Genomic DNA, 13,650 nt, shown 5'->3' with positions numbered 1-13,650 from the left:
AGCGTGAGCGGTTTTCCGCCCGCATCATGCTCTCACTTCTTAGAATCGATCACGTTCAAGATTTTGGATCGATCCGACCCAAAATCACGTGATCCGGGAGAATTGCATGCGCCGAACCAAGGCCGACGCCGAGGCAACACGACAGAAGATCCTGAACGCCGCCGAGCGGGTGTTTTACGCCAAGGGTGTCTCCAATACGACGCTTGAGGAGGTGGCCAAGGCTGCCGGGGTTACGCGCGGCGCCATCTATTGGCACTTCGCCAACAAGACCAATCTCTTCCTGGCGCTCTACGATGCGGTGCCGCTGCCGCAGGAAGACATGATCGCGCGCGACATCGAGACCGAAGCTTCCGACACGCTCGCGATCGTCGAAAGCGCGACCGTCGATTGGCTGGATACGCTTGCCAAGGACGAGCAGCGGCAGCGTATTCTCGCGATCATGCTCCGATGCGACTACGACAGCGACATGTCCGCGGTGCTGGTGCGGCAGAAGGAAATCGACGAGCGGCACGACGCGGTGCTCGAACTCGCCTTCGCGCGTGCGCTCGACCGAGGGCAACTGCAAGTCAACTGGACGCCGGCTTCCGCCGCGCGCGCCTTGCGCTGGCTGATGATGGGATTGTGCACCGAATGGCTGCTGTTCGGACGCCGGTTCGATCTGGCGGCCGAGGGACGCGACGCACTCAAACGCCTCTTCGCCAGCTTCCGGACCACACGTCCCGCGGAGTCCGCGGCCTGAGTGGGATGAGGAAAAGTGTGCGCGGTTTTCCGCCCGCATCCCGCTCTAACGCAACGAATTGGAATTTTATGATTTTAGGCCGATTCGACCTAGGCGGCCAGCACCTTGGCGGCAGCGCCAACAAGGTCCTGCTGGGTGGCCGGTTTGTCGACGACGAGCGCGCCGTTACATTTCCGTTGCATCTCGGCAGGCAACGATTGTCCGCTGTAGAAGAGGAAGGGGACGCCTTGTTCGGCGAGCAGGTCGCTGACCCCTTCGGTCGTGGCCTGACCGAGGCGGATGTCGAGTACGGCGAGCGAAAGCGCTTCGTTCCTGACCGCATCCAGCGCCGCCGCGAGTGTCGTGCACGGGCCGACGACATCGGCGCCGGCGTCCCGAAACGCCGCCTCCATGTCGAGTGCGATCAAGATCTCGTCCTCAGCGATCAGAATTCTGACGCCGCAAAGCGGTTGGTTCTCGTCAGCGGTCCGCACCATTTTGCGGGATCTCCGGAAGCTCGATGTCGATCGTGCAGACGACCCCATCCGGCTGGAAATCACGATGAACCGTAGCTCCGGGCAAACTCTTTTCGATCAACACGCCGCCGAAACCCTGCTCGCTTGGCGGCTCGACCGGCGGACCACCGTGCTCTTTCCACGTAACGGTCAGGTGGCGGTTATTGTTCCGACGCTTCCAACTGAGATTGACCTGTCCGCTTCCGGTGGCGAAGGCTCCGTACTTCGCGGCATTGGTGGCAAGTTCATGGAGAACGAGGCCGAAAGGCGTCGCGGTATCCGGCGGAAGCGTCACAGGCTCGCCCTCTAGCTGCAGTCTCCGCCCGTCGCTGCCCGAATAGGCCTCGAGTTGGCTGAGCGCCAGTGCGCCGAGCTCGGCGCCGCTCCATTCCGATTCGACAAGCAACTTGTGCGCGCTTGCGAGCGCTGCGAGACGCCCTTCGAAACGCTCGACGAAATCCTCATGCGAAGCCGAGGTGCGCATTGTCTGGCGCGCGAGCGATTGCACGACAGCCAGCGTATTCTTGACGCGATGGCTGAGTTCGTTCACCAGGAGCTGCCGGCGCCGCTCCCATCGCTTGCGGTCGGTCACGTCACGGGTGCTTTCGAGAACGAGGCGCCGCTCTCCCATCGGCAGGAGCTCGATGTGGCTCTCAACCGTCAACACATTCCCTTCCTTGGTCGTGTGGTACAGCTCGCCGCTCCAGTGACCGTCTTCCAGAAGGGCCCGCAGCAGATTCTCGAACGAGGAGCCGGGGACCTTGGTCTTGAGCAGCTTTTCCTTGACTTTTCCGATGGCTTCATCCCGCGAGTAGCCGTAGAGCTCCTCGCTGCCCCGGTTCCACTGCTTGATGCCGTCGTCGTAATCCCAGACGAATATCGGCGACCGTGAAAGCTCCACAAGTCGCGCTTCCTGCTCGAGACGCTGTTTGCTCTCCCGCGCGTTTTCTTCGGCCTGGCGCCGTTCGGTGATGTCGACGAAGGTTGCCACAACACCGTCGATCTTGTCGTCAATCGTGCGATAGGGGCGCATCCGCACCAGATACCAACGGTCGTTGCGGCCCCTCACCTCATGTTCTATGGACGCGAGGTGGTCCAGCACGGAGCGCGCGTCATCGGCCAAGGCGTCATATTCGAGCTGATGGGTGAAGTCGGTGATCGGCCGTCCTTCGTCGTTGGCAGTGACGTTGAAAATCTCCATCAGACGCGGAGTGAAACGCTTGATGCGGAGCGACGGATTGACAAAAAGCGTCGCGACGTCGGTAGCGGCCATGAGATTCTGCAGATCGCTATGGGCACGCGAGACGCTTTCAAGCTTCAGCTTCAGCTCGTTGTTAACCGTCTGCAGCTCTTCGTTGATGGACTGAAGCTCCTCCTTGCTCGTCTCGAGTTCCTCCGCCGTCGAACGGTATTCCTCGTTCATCGACTGGAGCTCTTCATTGGCGGCGCGCAGCTCCTCATTGGCCGCCTCGGATTCTTCCCGCGTCACCCGCAGCCGGTTCTGTGCGAGTTGCAGTTCTTCCTGCAACTGCCGGATCGTCTGGTTGGCAGCCGGATGCCCGTCGCCTGCCTCGGCAACGGCGTTTTCGCCCTTCTCGATCGCCTCACCTTCGATGAAGAGCACCAGGGCATGCCGCGTCGGATCGCTTCCCTGCAGAACCGGCTTCACTTGGAGGTAGACGCGATGCGGCTGCCCGTCGACCTGGGCGAGGATCGGCATGCTCAAGGTGGCTTCGTTTCGCTCGAAGGCACGATGCAGCGCCGCCCTGAGGTCGAAGCGAAACTCCTCGCGCACTAGATCCGTAGCATCCGTGCTGACCGGCCCGCCCGACGGTTGCAGGAAGCGGCCGGCGTTTTCGGAAAGATGGACCGCTCGATGGCTCTCATCCACTAGCATGCTCGGCGGAGCAATCTTTTCGAGCATCTGGCGGTGCAAGGCGGCATCACCGAAACTGCCGGAGGGCGACGGAGGACGGGCGACAGCCGGAGGTCTTTCCGCCGCTTGGTGTGGACCGAGCAGCACGGGCAGCGCCGGGCGCCGCTCTCCGGCGCCCGCAACAGAGCGGTAAATCCGCGCCTCACGGTCGACTGTGCGAAAGAGTCCAGGCGGATAATCGGCGCTTTCCGACGATCCGAGGAAAAGGAACCCACCCGGATTGAGCGCGTAGTGAAATGTGCTGCATACCTGCTGCTGAAGCTGCCGATCGAGATAGATCAGGAGGTTCCGGCAAGAAATCATGTCCAGGTGGGAGAAGGGCGGATCGCGCAGCAAGCTATGGCTGGCGAAGAGAACGACATCGCGCAGCTCCCGGCGCACGCGATAATGGTCGCCCTCGCGGTAGAAGAACCGGCGCAGTCTCTCCTCCGAAAGATCCCCTTCGATCGTCGCCGGAAACCGTCCCTCACGCGCGATCGCAAGGGCGCCGGTATCGAGATCGGAGCCGAACACCTGGATTTCCTGCGTGAGGTCGCGACGCGCGGCTTCCTCAAGCAACAGGATGCCGATCGTGTAGGTCTCCTCTCCAGTGGCGCAGCCGGGAACCCAGACCCTGATGCTGTCACCGGCTTCCTTTCCGTCGAACAGTTGTGGAATGATGTTGTCGGCCAGCGATTTGAAGGGGGCGGGATCGCGAAAGAACGTGGTCACGGAAATCAGGAAGTCGCTGAAAAGAGCCTGCGCCTCCTCCACGTTCCCGCGCAGATAGGTATAATAATCGGCGAGCGACTCCCTCCTGGTTACCTGCGCCCGCCGACCGATGCGGCGCAGAATCGTCGCCCGTTTGTACTGCGAGAAATCGTGCCCGGTTCTGACGCGCACGTGCGCGAGAATTCGCGCGAGCACATCCTCATCGCTGGACCGTCCCTCGGCAGGCGGAAGCGAGTTGCGGTTGGCCAGAAGCTCCGCCAGCCGTTCCGGAAGCTCTTGCACCGGCAACACGAAGTCCGCGACCTCGGTGGCAATGGCATTGCGGGGCATCGAGGCATATTCAGCCTCGTTCGGATCCTGGACGAGCACGATGCCGCCCGCCTCCTTTATGGCCTTGACGCCGATCGCACCATCCGCCCCCGCGCCGGTCAAAATGACGGCGAAACCGGGTCCATGCTCCTCGGCAAGCGATCGAAAGAACAGATCGATTGGTGCCCGGTGCGCCCGCGCCTCCTCGAACGGGAGCGCTGAAATGGTGTCGTCGCCGATCTTCAGCCTGCGGTTCGGCGGGATGACATACACGTGGTTGCTTTCAAGTCGAGCCCGATCCTCGACCTGCGTCACCGGCATCTTGGTGCGCGACGCCAGGATGCTGGCAAGCTCGCTCCTGGCGTCCGGATCGAGGTGGACAATGACCACGAAGGCCGCATCGGTATCGGTCGGCATGTGATCGAAGAAGGTCTGGAGTGCCTGGACACCTCCTGCCGAAGCTCCGATGCCCACGATCGGCGGATCCGATTCCTGCCCCATGCTTCACTCCTCTTTCGCTTAACGAACCACGGTTACGTGCACGACCGTGGCCTCGTCCGCCGGATCTTCGGCACCCTTCAAAGCGGGAGTAGAGTACCATTTTACACCGAATGGCGCGCCCCGGCGTGACATTGTTATATCCGCGTTATATCCGCGCAAGGGCGGTCACCTAGCAGCGACGGGGAAATCTTTCGCTCTTCCAACGGGTGGGCTATCCGACATCGGGTCGAACCTATCAGCGCGTAAAACGTTGTAGGTGAATGGAGCATGCCATGGCCCACCGCGACGTGATCGCGATAGGAGGGTCGATGGGAGCAATCGGTGCATTGAAACATCTGCTTCGCGAGCTTCCTTCCGACTTCGCCGCCACTGTATTCGTCGTCATTCATGTGGGCGCGCGCGGCAAAGATCTGCTCGCCGATATTTTCAACCAGCATGCGGAGATTGCCGTCAAGACAGCGGTCGATGGCGAGCACGTCGAGCGCGGATGCGTTTACGTTGCGCCGGCCGACCATCATCTCCTCGTCCTCGACGACAGGATTCGGCTCGGCCGCGGGCCGCGGGAGAACCTCTCTCGACCGGCAGTCGACCCGCTCTTCCGATCCGTTGGCCTGAGCTACGGGCCAAGGGCGGTGGGGGTCGTGCTGACCGGCATGTTGAATGACGGAGCGGCCGGCCTTGCCGACCTCAAGCGATGCGGCGGTGTCACCGTTGTCCAAAATCCGTCGGACGCGGTTGAACCCGGCATGCCCATGGGAGCGCTCCAAACCAGCGATGTGGACTATCGGGCTCCGCTCGCGGACCTCCCCTCCCTGCTGCTCAAGCTCACCGACGAAGAGCCAGGTCCCGCTGTTTCCATACCGCCCGATATCAGGCTGGAGGTCGATATAGCGCTCGGCCGCCCGGTCACTCCTGCGGCGATCGACACGATCGCAGACGCCGTACCCCTCTCCTGTCCAGCCTGCGGCGGTGTACTTTCCGAAATCAGGAGCTGGCCGCCTCTCAGATTCCGCTGTCAGGTCGGCCACGCCTACACATCCGAGACACTGGCCACCGAGAAGGAGGGGGCCGTGGACGAGGCGATGCGGGTTGCGCTCAGGATCGTCGAGGAAAGGGTGACGCTCTGCGAGAAGATGGCGGACGACGCCTGGCGCAGCGGACTGGACGCGGCCGCCAGAGCAAACGAGCGGCGGGCGGAAGAAATCAGAGCGCACGCCGAAACCTTGCGCGGCGCGATTCTTGCCAAAGCCGACATGCCCACCGACAAGGTCGACGATGCAGAGTAGACGCCGACAAGCCCCCTCCCAACCACTTCCCCGGGGAGTAAGGATTGGGGAGGACGAATTCCGCTCTACCGCATGATGATGCTCAATGCGCCTCTTCCCAGTTGTGCGCGGCGCGGGCGTCGACCTTCAGCGGCACCTTCATGTTGAGCGCCGGCATGGCAGCGTTTTCCATCACCGAGACGATCACCGGAATGGTGCGTTCGGTTTCGCCGTCCTCGACCTCGAAGATCAATTCATCGTGGACCTGAAGCAGCATGCGCGCGGACAGCTTCGCCTCGCCCAGCGCCGGCTCCATCTTCACCATGGCGCGGCGGATGATGTCGGCGGCAGAGCCCTGGATCGGCGCATTGATCGACGCGCGTTCGTTGAAGGCGCGATGCGACGGGTTGGAGGAGCGGATATCGGGATAGTGGGCACGGCGGCCAAAGATCGTTTCGACATAGCCGTGCTCGCGAGCGAAGGCCTTGGTGTTCTCCATATAGTCGCGGATGCCAGGGAAGCGCTCGAAATACTTCTTGATGTATTCACTGGCCTCCGAACGCTCGATCGAAAGCTGATTGGCAAGCCCGAAGGCGGAGATGCCGTAGATGATGCCGAAATTGATCGCCTTGGCGCGACGGCGGATTTCGCCTGGCATGCCGTCGACGGGAACCCCGAACATCTCGGAAGCAGTCATCGCGTGGATGTCGACGCCGTCGGCGAAGGCCTGGCGGAGTTGCGGAATATCCGCCACATGCGCCAGCACCCGAAGCTCGATCTGGCTGTAGTCCGCCGAAACCAGCTTGTGTCCCGGCGTCGCGATGAAGGCCGTGCGGATCTTGCGGCCCTCGGCGGTCCTGACCGGAATGTTCTGCAGGTTGGGGTCGGCCGAGGAGAGGCGGCCCGTGGTCGTCGCCGCCAAAGCATAGGACGTATGCACGCGCCGTGTTTGCGGGTGTACGAAGCCCGGCAGGGCGTCGGTGTAGGTGGATTTCAGCTTGGTGAGCTGGCGCCAATCGACGATCTTGCGCGGCAGGTCATGACCCTCGGCGGCAAGCTCCTCGAGAACCTGCGCCGAAGTCGACCATTGGCCGGTCTTGGTTTTCGATCCCCCTGGCAATCCCATCTTGCCGAAGAGAATGTCGCCGAGTTGCTTCGGCGAGCCGATCGTGAAGGTTTCCCCGGCCAGGCGATAGATTTCGTCTTCGAGCGCCGCCGCGCCCTGCGCAAGCTCTCCCGAGAGGCGCGAGAGAATTTGGCGATCGACGGTGATGCCGCGCTCCTCCATATGGGCAAGGACACCGACCAGCGGTCTCTCAAGTCGCTCGTAGACGCGAGTGAGGCCCTTGGAGGCAAGTTGCGGTTTCAGGACGTGCCAGAGACGCAGCGTCACGTCGGCCTCTTCCGCCACATAGGCAGTCGCCCGGTCGACATCGACGAAGTCGAATGTAAGCGAAGACCGGCCGCTGCCGGTGATGTCCTTGTAGGCCGTGGGCTTGTGGTTGAGCCATCGCTCGGACAGGGAATCCATGCCATGAGCACCGTTGCCGGCATCGATGACATAGGACATCAACATGGTGTCGTCGAAGCTTTGCATGGTGATGCCATGCCGCTTCATCAGGAGATAGTCGAATTTCAGGTTCTGGGCGACCTTCAATACCGACGGATCCTCGAGCAATGTCTTTAGCCGGCTCAGCGCCTCGCGGACGGGGACCTGATTTTCGAGGAGACCGCCGCCAAGCAGATCGCCAGCGCCATTCTTGTGGATCAGCGGCACGTAGGCCGCCCGGATCTTCGTGCCGGAGGGGTTGTCACCGTAATCGGCGATCGCCAGCGAGAAGCCGACCAGATCCGCCTGCATGGCGTCGAGCGATGTCGCTGCAGCGTCGAAGCCAACGACGCCGGCATCGCGCGCATCGGCGATCCACCGGTCAAGCGTCGCAAGATCGCGGATCGCGACATAACCGGAGCGATCGAAAGAAGCCTTGGCAAAGATTTCTGCACGCGCCCGCGCCAGACCCTGCGGTGTCGCGCCTGTGGTGTCTGCATCCTGGCCGTTCGAGAGGAAGGAAACGGCCGCCTTGGCCGCCGTTCCGCGCGGCGGTGCAGCGCTCGACGATTGCGTGGAAGGCGGCGGGCCGGCCGCCTCGCCGGTATCGAGATCCGGTCCGTGCGCTTCTATGCCCCATTCGATCGGCACATGCGCCGCTTCGACAGCCTCAGCGTCCGTATCCGTCGCCGCTGCGACACGGCGCGTCAGCGTGTTGAATTCCATGGTCTTCAAGAAAGCGATGAGCTTCGGGCCGTTTTGCGGCTCGAGTCTCAGCTCTTCGAGCGGAACGTCGAGAGGCGTATCCTTCTTCAGGGTCACGAGTTCGCGGGAAAGGCGCGCAAGCTCGGCATTGGCGATAATGTTCTCGCGCCGCTTCTGCTGCTTGATTTCGCCGGCGCGCGCAAGCAACGTCTCGAGGTCGCCGTATTCTTCGAGCAATTGCGCTGCGGTTTTCGGTCCGATGCCGGGAATCCCCGGCACGTTATCGGTCGAATCGCCGGTCATCGCCTGGAGATCGATCATCTTCTCCGGCGGCACGCCCCATTTTTCGATCACGTCGGGGATCGTGATCTGCTTGTCCTTCATGCTGTCGTACATCGACACCCTGGACGTTACCAGCTGCATCAGGTCCTTGTCCGAGGAAACGATCGTGACACCGGCGCCCGCCTCTTCGGCAAGGCGGGCGTAGGTCGCAATCAGGTCGTCCGCCTCATAGCCTTCCTTCTCGATGCAAGGCAGGTTGAAGGCGCGGGTGGCATGCCGGATCAGCCCGAACTGCGGGATCAGATCTTCGGGCGGCGCAGTGCGATTCGCCTTGTACTGGTCGTAAAGCACGTTGCGGAAGGTCTTCGAGGAATAGTCGAAGATCACCGCGAAATGCGTCGGTGCCACGCCGACCGACGTATCGCGCGCGTCAGTCAGCAGCTTCCAGAGCATGTTGCAGAAGCCGGCAACCGCATTGACCGGAAGACCGTCGGACTTGCGGTTGAGCGGCGGGATGGCATGGAAGGCCCGGAAGATGAAGCCGGAACCGTCGACGAGGAAGAGGTGATCACCGTTTTTCATGCGGCCATGGATAGCGCGGGGTGAGGCAAACGTCCATTGCGGTTTTCGCCGCCCGTGCCTATCTGGAGCTACCAGAGGCCGACGCCGACTGCGTCCGAAGGCTCACGGAAACGTTACGCATTTGTAATGTGCGATTCAGTCGGACAATCCTTGAAAAGCCACATTTGGCTCCTCAAATTATCATCGAACGGCACTGAAAATGATGCCGTCGTCTGGTGATTGGCCTGTCCCCCGCCCGCACCAGATGTGGACAAAGGCCTTATCCCCCTCTCCGGGCCTTTGTCCTGCTTTCAAAGAGCCGTCACGGCGCTGCCTCCGCGCCGCGACGGTTTTTTGTTGCGCGGCCTTACCGCACTATCCCATGCCTCATTACAGCGCCGTGCGTCCTTCAGGACGCACAAAGGACGCTGTAAGTCTTTGAATCTACGCATCGTGCTTTCCGAAAATCGATTCCGATCTTCGGGCCGAGCTACTGCATGTCGCCTTTAATCGTAGCCGATTAAAGGACAAAGACATGCAGCAATTCAAAGTGCTACAGCGTCCTTTGCGCGTCTGAAAAGACGCGCGGCGCTGTAGGTCGCTCAAATCCTTGTGAATTCAGAATAGTTCAGTTCCATCGTAAGCTTTGGAACTTGTCTTCAAACCAGTTCACACGTACCCATTAGGCATGGCCTTCAATCGTATGGAATCTGCGACTTACCTGGCCAGCCTGCTGGCAAAAGGTTTCTCGCGCGCCCTGCAGGAGCGGGGCCAGAAGCTCGGCTTCGCGCCCGGCCAGTTTCCGGTTCTGCTTGAGCTCTGGTCCGAGGAAGGGTTGACGCAAAGGCAGCTCCTCGATCGGCTGGACATCGAGCAGGCGACCATGGCCAACACGCTCGCCCGCATGGAGCGCGACGGGCTCATTACCCGCCGCCAGCACCCGTACGACCGGCGCTCGCAACAGATCTTCCTGACGGAACGGGCGAGAGAGATCGAGGCGGCGGCGAAGGAAGCAGCGCTCGCGGCGGAGCAATCCCTGCTGTCCGGCTTTCGCCGCTTCGAAAGGGAACTGATGCTCGAATACATGCGCATGGCGCTCGCCAATACCGCCCGCAACGGCGACGTTTCCTGATTCCTCGCTCCGGCAATTTACCGTTGCACCAGCAATTTTCATTCGAAGCCGCTGGCAGTCGAAGCCATAGGGATGCGGTAATACCTAGAGATGTACAAAATCCCTCTCCGAAACCGATTTCGATTTTCGGGGTTATGGGCTAGGTTCCGCGCGAAACGCACATAAGGATTCGCATGATGGCAGACATTACCCCTGTTCTGGAGCGCGCCGACGCCAATCTTCCGAAGAGCCTGGATCGGCTTTTCGATCTCGTCCGCATCAAGTCCATTTCCACGGACCCGACCTTCAAGGCGGAGTGCCGCAAGGCGGCCGAGTGGCTCGTCGCGGAACTGAACACGCTCGGCTTCACTGCCTCCGTACGCGAAACACCCGGCCATCCGATGGTCGTCGCCCACCACGTCGGCGCAAAGGCGAATGCTCCGCACGTGCTGTTCTACGGCCACTACGACGTGCAGCCGGTCGACCCGCTGAATCTCTGGGACGCTCCTCCGTTCGAACCGGCGATCAAGGAGATCGAGCCCGGGCGCAAGGTTATTACCGGCCGCGGCACGTCCGACGACAAAGGCCAGTTGATGACCTTCCTCGAAGCCGTGCGCGCCTACAAGGAGATCCATGACGCCCTTCCCTGCCGGATCACCATTCTCTTCGAGGGTGAGGAAGAATCGGGCTCGCCGTCGCTGAAGCCCTTCCTCCAGGCCAATGCCGCCGAACTCAAGGCAGACTATGCGCTCGTCTGCGACACGAGCATGTGGGACGGCGAGACGCCGGCGATTTCCGCAGGCCTGCGCGGCCTCGTCGGCGAGGAGATCCTCATCAAGGCTGCCGATCGCGATCTGCATTCGGGCTATTTCGGCGGCGCGGCAGCGAACCCGATCCACATCCTGACCGACATCCTTGCCGGGCTGCACGACGAGACGGGGCGCATCACGCTCGAAAATTTCTACGATGGCGTCGAGGAGACGCCCGGCCAGATCAAGGCGGCCTGGGACACGCTCGGTCAGACGGCCGAGAAGTTCCTCGGCCAGATCGGTCTGTCGATCCCTTCCGGCGAGAAGGGACGCTCCGTGCTCGAATTGACCTGGGCGCGCCCGACGGCCGAGGTCAACGGCATCACCGGCGGCTATACGGGCGAAGGCTTCAAGACCGTGATCGCGGCTGAGGCATCGGCGAAAGTGTCGTTCCGCCTCGTCGGCCATCAGGATCCGGCCAAGATCCGCGAGGCCTTCCGCGCCTATGCACGGTCGAAGGTGCCGGCGGACTGCTCGGTGGAATTCCATGCCCATGGCGGCTCGCCGGCGATCCACCTGCCCTATGATTCGTCCCTGCTGAACACGGCGAAGATGGCGCTTTCCGATGAATGGCCGAAACCCGCGGTCGTGATCGGCATGGGCGGCTCGATCCCGATCGTCGGCGATTTCCAGAAGATGCTCGGCATCGAATCGCTGCTCGTCGGCTTCGGTCTTTCCGACGACCGCATTCATTCACCGAACGAGAAATACGAGCTTACGTCCTTCCACAAAGGTATCCGCTCGTGGATCCGGATCCTCGACGCGTTGGCCGCCTGATTACCTCTGTAGCGCCGCGCGTCTGATCGGACGCGCGGCGCTATGCCGTCCAAGTCCGAGAAAGCCTCGGCCGCGGCGCCTCCGCGTTTGCGCATCCCGTCGACCGCTTTTCGCATCATCGCGGATGAGTGTCCGCATATCCGGTCATCGCTGCTTGACCTCGTGGCTGTGGGATGCTTCCCTTTTTATAAAACGATCAGAATGGGGAAATGGGCTGTTGGCTAGGTCGAGGACCGAGACATCGCGTTCCGGACGCGGTCCTTTTGGAATGCGAAACCGGGATGGCATGCTTCGCCATCCTCCAAGTTCCTCTGCCAATCTCGCCCCCAGGAACACCCTGGCGCCGGCATGAAAAGGTTGAAAGCCTATCTTTGGCCCGCTGTCGGGCTGGCGGCGATCCTGTTCTCGGTAAATGCGCTCTACCACGAACTGCGAGGCCTCTCGGTCGATGACTTCATCGCCAGTTTCCAGGCGACCTCGCTCGGGAGCTGGCTGCTTGCCATCGGAGCGACCCTCCTCGCCTATGCGGCGCTTGCCGCCTATGACAAGCTCGCACTCGACCATCTCGGCCACCGCCACATTTCCATCTGGTTCATCGCGGTCTGCTCGTTCACGACCTATGCGCTCTCGCACAATCTCGGCGCGTCGGTGTTTTCAGGCGCCGTGGTGCGCTACCGCGCCTACCGGTCGAAGGGGCTGACGGCCGGCGAGGTCGGCATCCTCGTCGCCTTCTGCTCCTTCACCTTCACGCTCGGCACGCTGACGTTGTCGGCAATCGTTCTGTTGGTGAAGCCTGACATTATCGAGCGCTTTGCGGAATTCGTGCCGATCGAGATGTCATTGACGACCGGCGTCATCATCCTCGTGCTCATAGGCCTTTACGTGCTCGGCAGCCTGATCGGCCTTCGGCCGATTCGCACGCGCTGGTTCCAACTGCACTATCCCAGGCCTTCGATCGTCGTCAGGCAGATGGTGATTGGTCCCGTCGAACTTCTCGGCGCGGCCGGCATCATCTATTTCGCGCTGCCGCAGGCCGGTAATCCCGGCTACGTCGTCATTCTCGGCATCTTCCTCGCGTCCTTCTCGGCAGCGCTGCTGTCGCACGCGCCCGGCGGCCTCGGCGTGCTCGAGCTCGTTTTCATCGCGGCGCTGCCGGAGATGGATCCAGCCGATGTGCTGGCCGCACTCGCGATCTTCCGGCTGCTCTACCTCGTCGTGCCGTTCGTCATGGCACTGGTGGTGATCCTGATCTACGAGCGCTCGCGCTTCCTGGCGCAGCGAAACGGCGGCATGCCGTAGCCGGCTGGCAGATTCCCTGAAGGAAGCGTAGGCAGCGAGCCGATCAGGGCGCGTCGCAAACGGAGGGTACCGCCTGCTCGATCGGCCCCTCTACCTCCTTGAGCCGCGCCGCCTCGATCTGATAGGGCGTGAAGGGTGGGGCCTGCAGCGCCGGACTGATGATGCGGGCGACGTAGCAGCCGGCAAACAAGCGAATTTTTTGACGCTGCTCGACGGATTTGACCGCAACGGGAATGGCGGCATAGACGCTGCCGGCGGCGCCCTCGGTCGTCACCTTTCCAATCCTGACCTCGACCGAGACGGTGTTCGCATAGCCGCGCGAGAAGTCTCCGAAACCGCCGACCGGCTGCGTGTCGGCGAAATAACCGTAGGCGCGGGCATATTCCTTGCGGTTGATGGCATTGTAGAGCGAACGCACGAGCGCGGCGCCGTCGGAGCGATCGTCGACGTAGGGGACCGCCTCCTCGGCCGAGGCTTCGGCCTTCACCGCCGCCAATGCCGCGAATGCGACGGCTACCGTAAAACAAACCTTCATCGCTTTCTCCTTTGCCGGATGCCTATTCAAGGCCCGGCAAGTGGCAGCCAGAAGGCAAGACAGATTT

Annotated in this window: 9 protein-coding genes; 5 read left to right on the top strand and 4 right to left on the bottom strand. The window is 61.9% G+C overall.

Annotated features, from left to right (window positions below):
- Positions 1-106: 106 nt before the first annotated feature.
- Positions 107-739: a TetR family transcriptional regulator gene (locus FKV68_RS01185; protein ID WP_180939745.1), complete on the top strand. Its 633-nt coding sequence runs from the start codon at positions 107-109 to the stop codon at positions 737-739.
- Between the two features lie 89 nt (positions 740-828).
- Here FKV68_RS01185 and FKV68_RS01180 read toward each other — a convergent pair whose 3' ends face one another.
- Entirely contained in the window at positions 829-1,215 is a 387-nt protein-coding gene (locus FKV68_RS01180; protein ID WP_180939744.1) for a response regulator, read from the bottom strand.
- The gene (locus FKV68_RS01175) at positions 1,199-4,690 is read right to left on the bottom strand and encodes a chemotaxis protein CheB (protein WP_180939743.1); all 3,492 of its coding nucleotides are present in this window, start codon (positions 4,688-4,690) and stop codon (positions 1,199-1,201) included. The genes FKV68_RS01180 and FKV68_RS01175 overlap by 17 nt, the downstream gene beginning before the upstream one ends.
- A gap of 272 nt (positions 4,691-4,962) precedes the next feature.
- Between FKV68_RS01175 and FKV68_RS01170 the strand changes: the two genes are divergently transcribed.
- Positions 4,963-5,976 carry a chemotaxis protein CheB gene (locus tag FKV68_RS01170; RefSeq protein WP_180939742.1) on the top strand — a complete coding sequence of 338 codons (1,014 nt, stop codon included), beginning with the start codon at positions 4,963-4,965 and terminating at the stop codon, positions 5,974-5,976.
- An 82-nt stretch (positions 5,977-6,058) separates the two neighbouring features.
- Here the strand turns inward: FKV68_RS01170 and polA are convergent, their stop codons facing one another.
- The gene (polA, locus tag FKV68_RS01165) at positions 6,059-9,073 is read right to left on the bottom strand and encodes a DNA polymerase I (RefSeq protein ID WP_180939741.1); all 3,015 of its coding nucleotides are present in this window, start codon (positions 9,071-9,073) and stop codon (positions 6,059-6,061) included.
- 667 nt (positions 9,074-9,740) lie between these two features.
- Between polA and FKV68_RS01160 the strand changes: the two genes are divergently transcribed.
- The 3 genes from FKV68_RS01160 to FKV68_RS01150 all read left to right on the top strand — a co-directional run bounded on the left by FKV68_RS01160 (position 9,741) and on the right by FKV68_RS01150 (position 13,048).
- On the top strand, positions 9,741-10,184 hold the full coding sequence (locus tag FKV68_RS01160; protein ID WP_180939740.1) for a MarR family winged helix-turn-helix transcriptional regulator: 444 nt from the start codon (positions 9,741-9,743) through the stop codon (positions 10,182-10,184).
- A 173-nt stretch (positions 10,185-10,357) separates the two neighbouring features.
- Positions 10,358-11,749 carry a M20/M25/M40 family metallo-hydrolase gene (locus FKV68_RS01155; RefSeq protein ID WP_180939739.1) on the top strand — a complete coding sequence of 464 codons (1,392 nt, stop codon included), beginning with the start codon at positions 10,358-10,360 and terminating at the stop codon, positions 11,747-11,749.
- 348 nt (positions 11,750-12,097) lie between these two features.
- A complete protein-coding gene (locus FKV68_RS01150) occupies positions 12,098-13,048 on the top strand; it encodes a lysylphosphatidylglycerol synthase transmembrane domain-containing protein (RefSeq protein ID WP_180939738.1) in 951 nt (316 codons plus the stop codon).
- Positions 13,049-13,091: 43 nt separating this feature from the next.
- Here FKV68_RS01150 and FKV68_RS01145 read toward each other — a convergent pair whose 3' ends face one another.
- On the bottom strand, positions 13,092-13,583 hold the full coding sequence (locus FKV68_RS01145) for a hypothetical protein (protein WP_180939737.1): 492 nt from the start codon (positions 13,581-13,583) through the stop codon (positions 13,092-13,094).
- Between the last annotated feature and the right edge of the window lie 67 nt (positions 13,584-13,650).

This window comes from Sinorhizobium mexicanum (assembly GCF_013488225.1).
Classification (GTDB): domain Bacteria; phylum Pseudomonadota; class Alphaproteobacteria; order Rhizobiales; family Rhizobiaceae; genus Sinorhizobium; species Sinorhizobium mexicanum.
The sequence above is the reverse complement of the archived record's forward strand: the minus strand, read 5'-3'. Positions and strand labels throughout refer to the sequence as shown.

Coding starts and splice junctions, on each gene's coding strand:
- FKV68_RS01145 (WP_180939737.1), bottom strand. CDS start 13,583: ATGAAGGTTTGTTTTACGGTAGCCGTCGCATTCGCGGCATTGGCGGCG.
- FKV68_RS01155 (WP_180939739.1), top strand. CDS start 10,358: ATGATGGCAGACATTACCCCTGTTCTGGAGCGCGCCGACGCCAATCTT.
- FKV68_RS01185 (WP_180939745.1), top strand. CDS start 107: ATGCGCCGAACCAAGGCCGACGCCGAGGCAACACGACAGAAGATCCTG.
- polA (WP_180939741.1), bottom strand. CDS start 9,073: ATGAAAAACGGTGATCACCTCTTCCTCGTCGACGGTTCCGGCTTCATC.
- FKV68_RS01170 (WP_180939742.1), top strand. CDS start 4,963: ATGGCCCACCGCGACGTGATCGCGATAGGAGGGTCGATGGGAGCAATC.
- FKV68_RS01180 (WP_180939744.1), bottom strand. CDS start 1,215: ATGGTGCGGACCGCTGACGAGAACCAACCGCTTTGCGGCGTCAGAATT.
- FKV68_RS01160 (WP_180939740.1), top strand. CDS start 9,741: ATGGCCTTCAATCGTATGGAATCTGCGACTTACCTGGCCAGCCTGCTG.
- FKV68_RS01150 (WP_180939738.1), top strand. CDS start 12,098: ATGAAAAGGTTGAAAGCCTATCTTTGGCCCGCTGTCGGGCTGGCGGCG.
- FKV68_RS01175 (WP_180939743.1), bottom strand. CDS start 4,690: ATGGGGCAGGAATCGGATCCGCCGATCGTGGGCATCGGAGCTTCGGCA.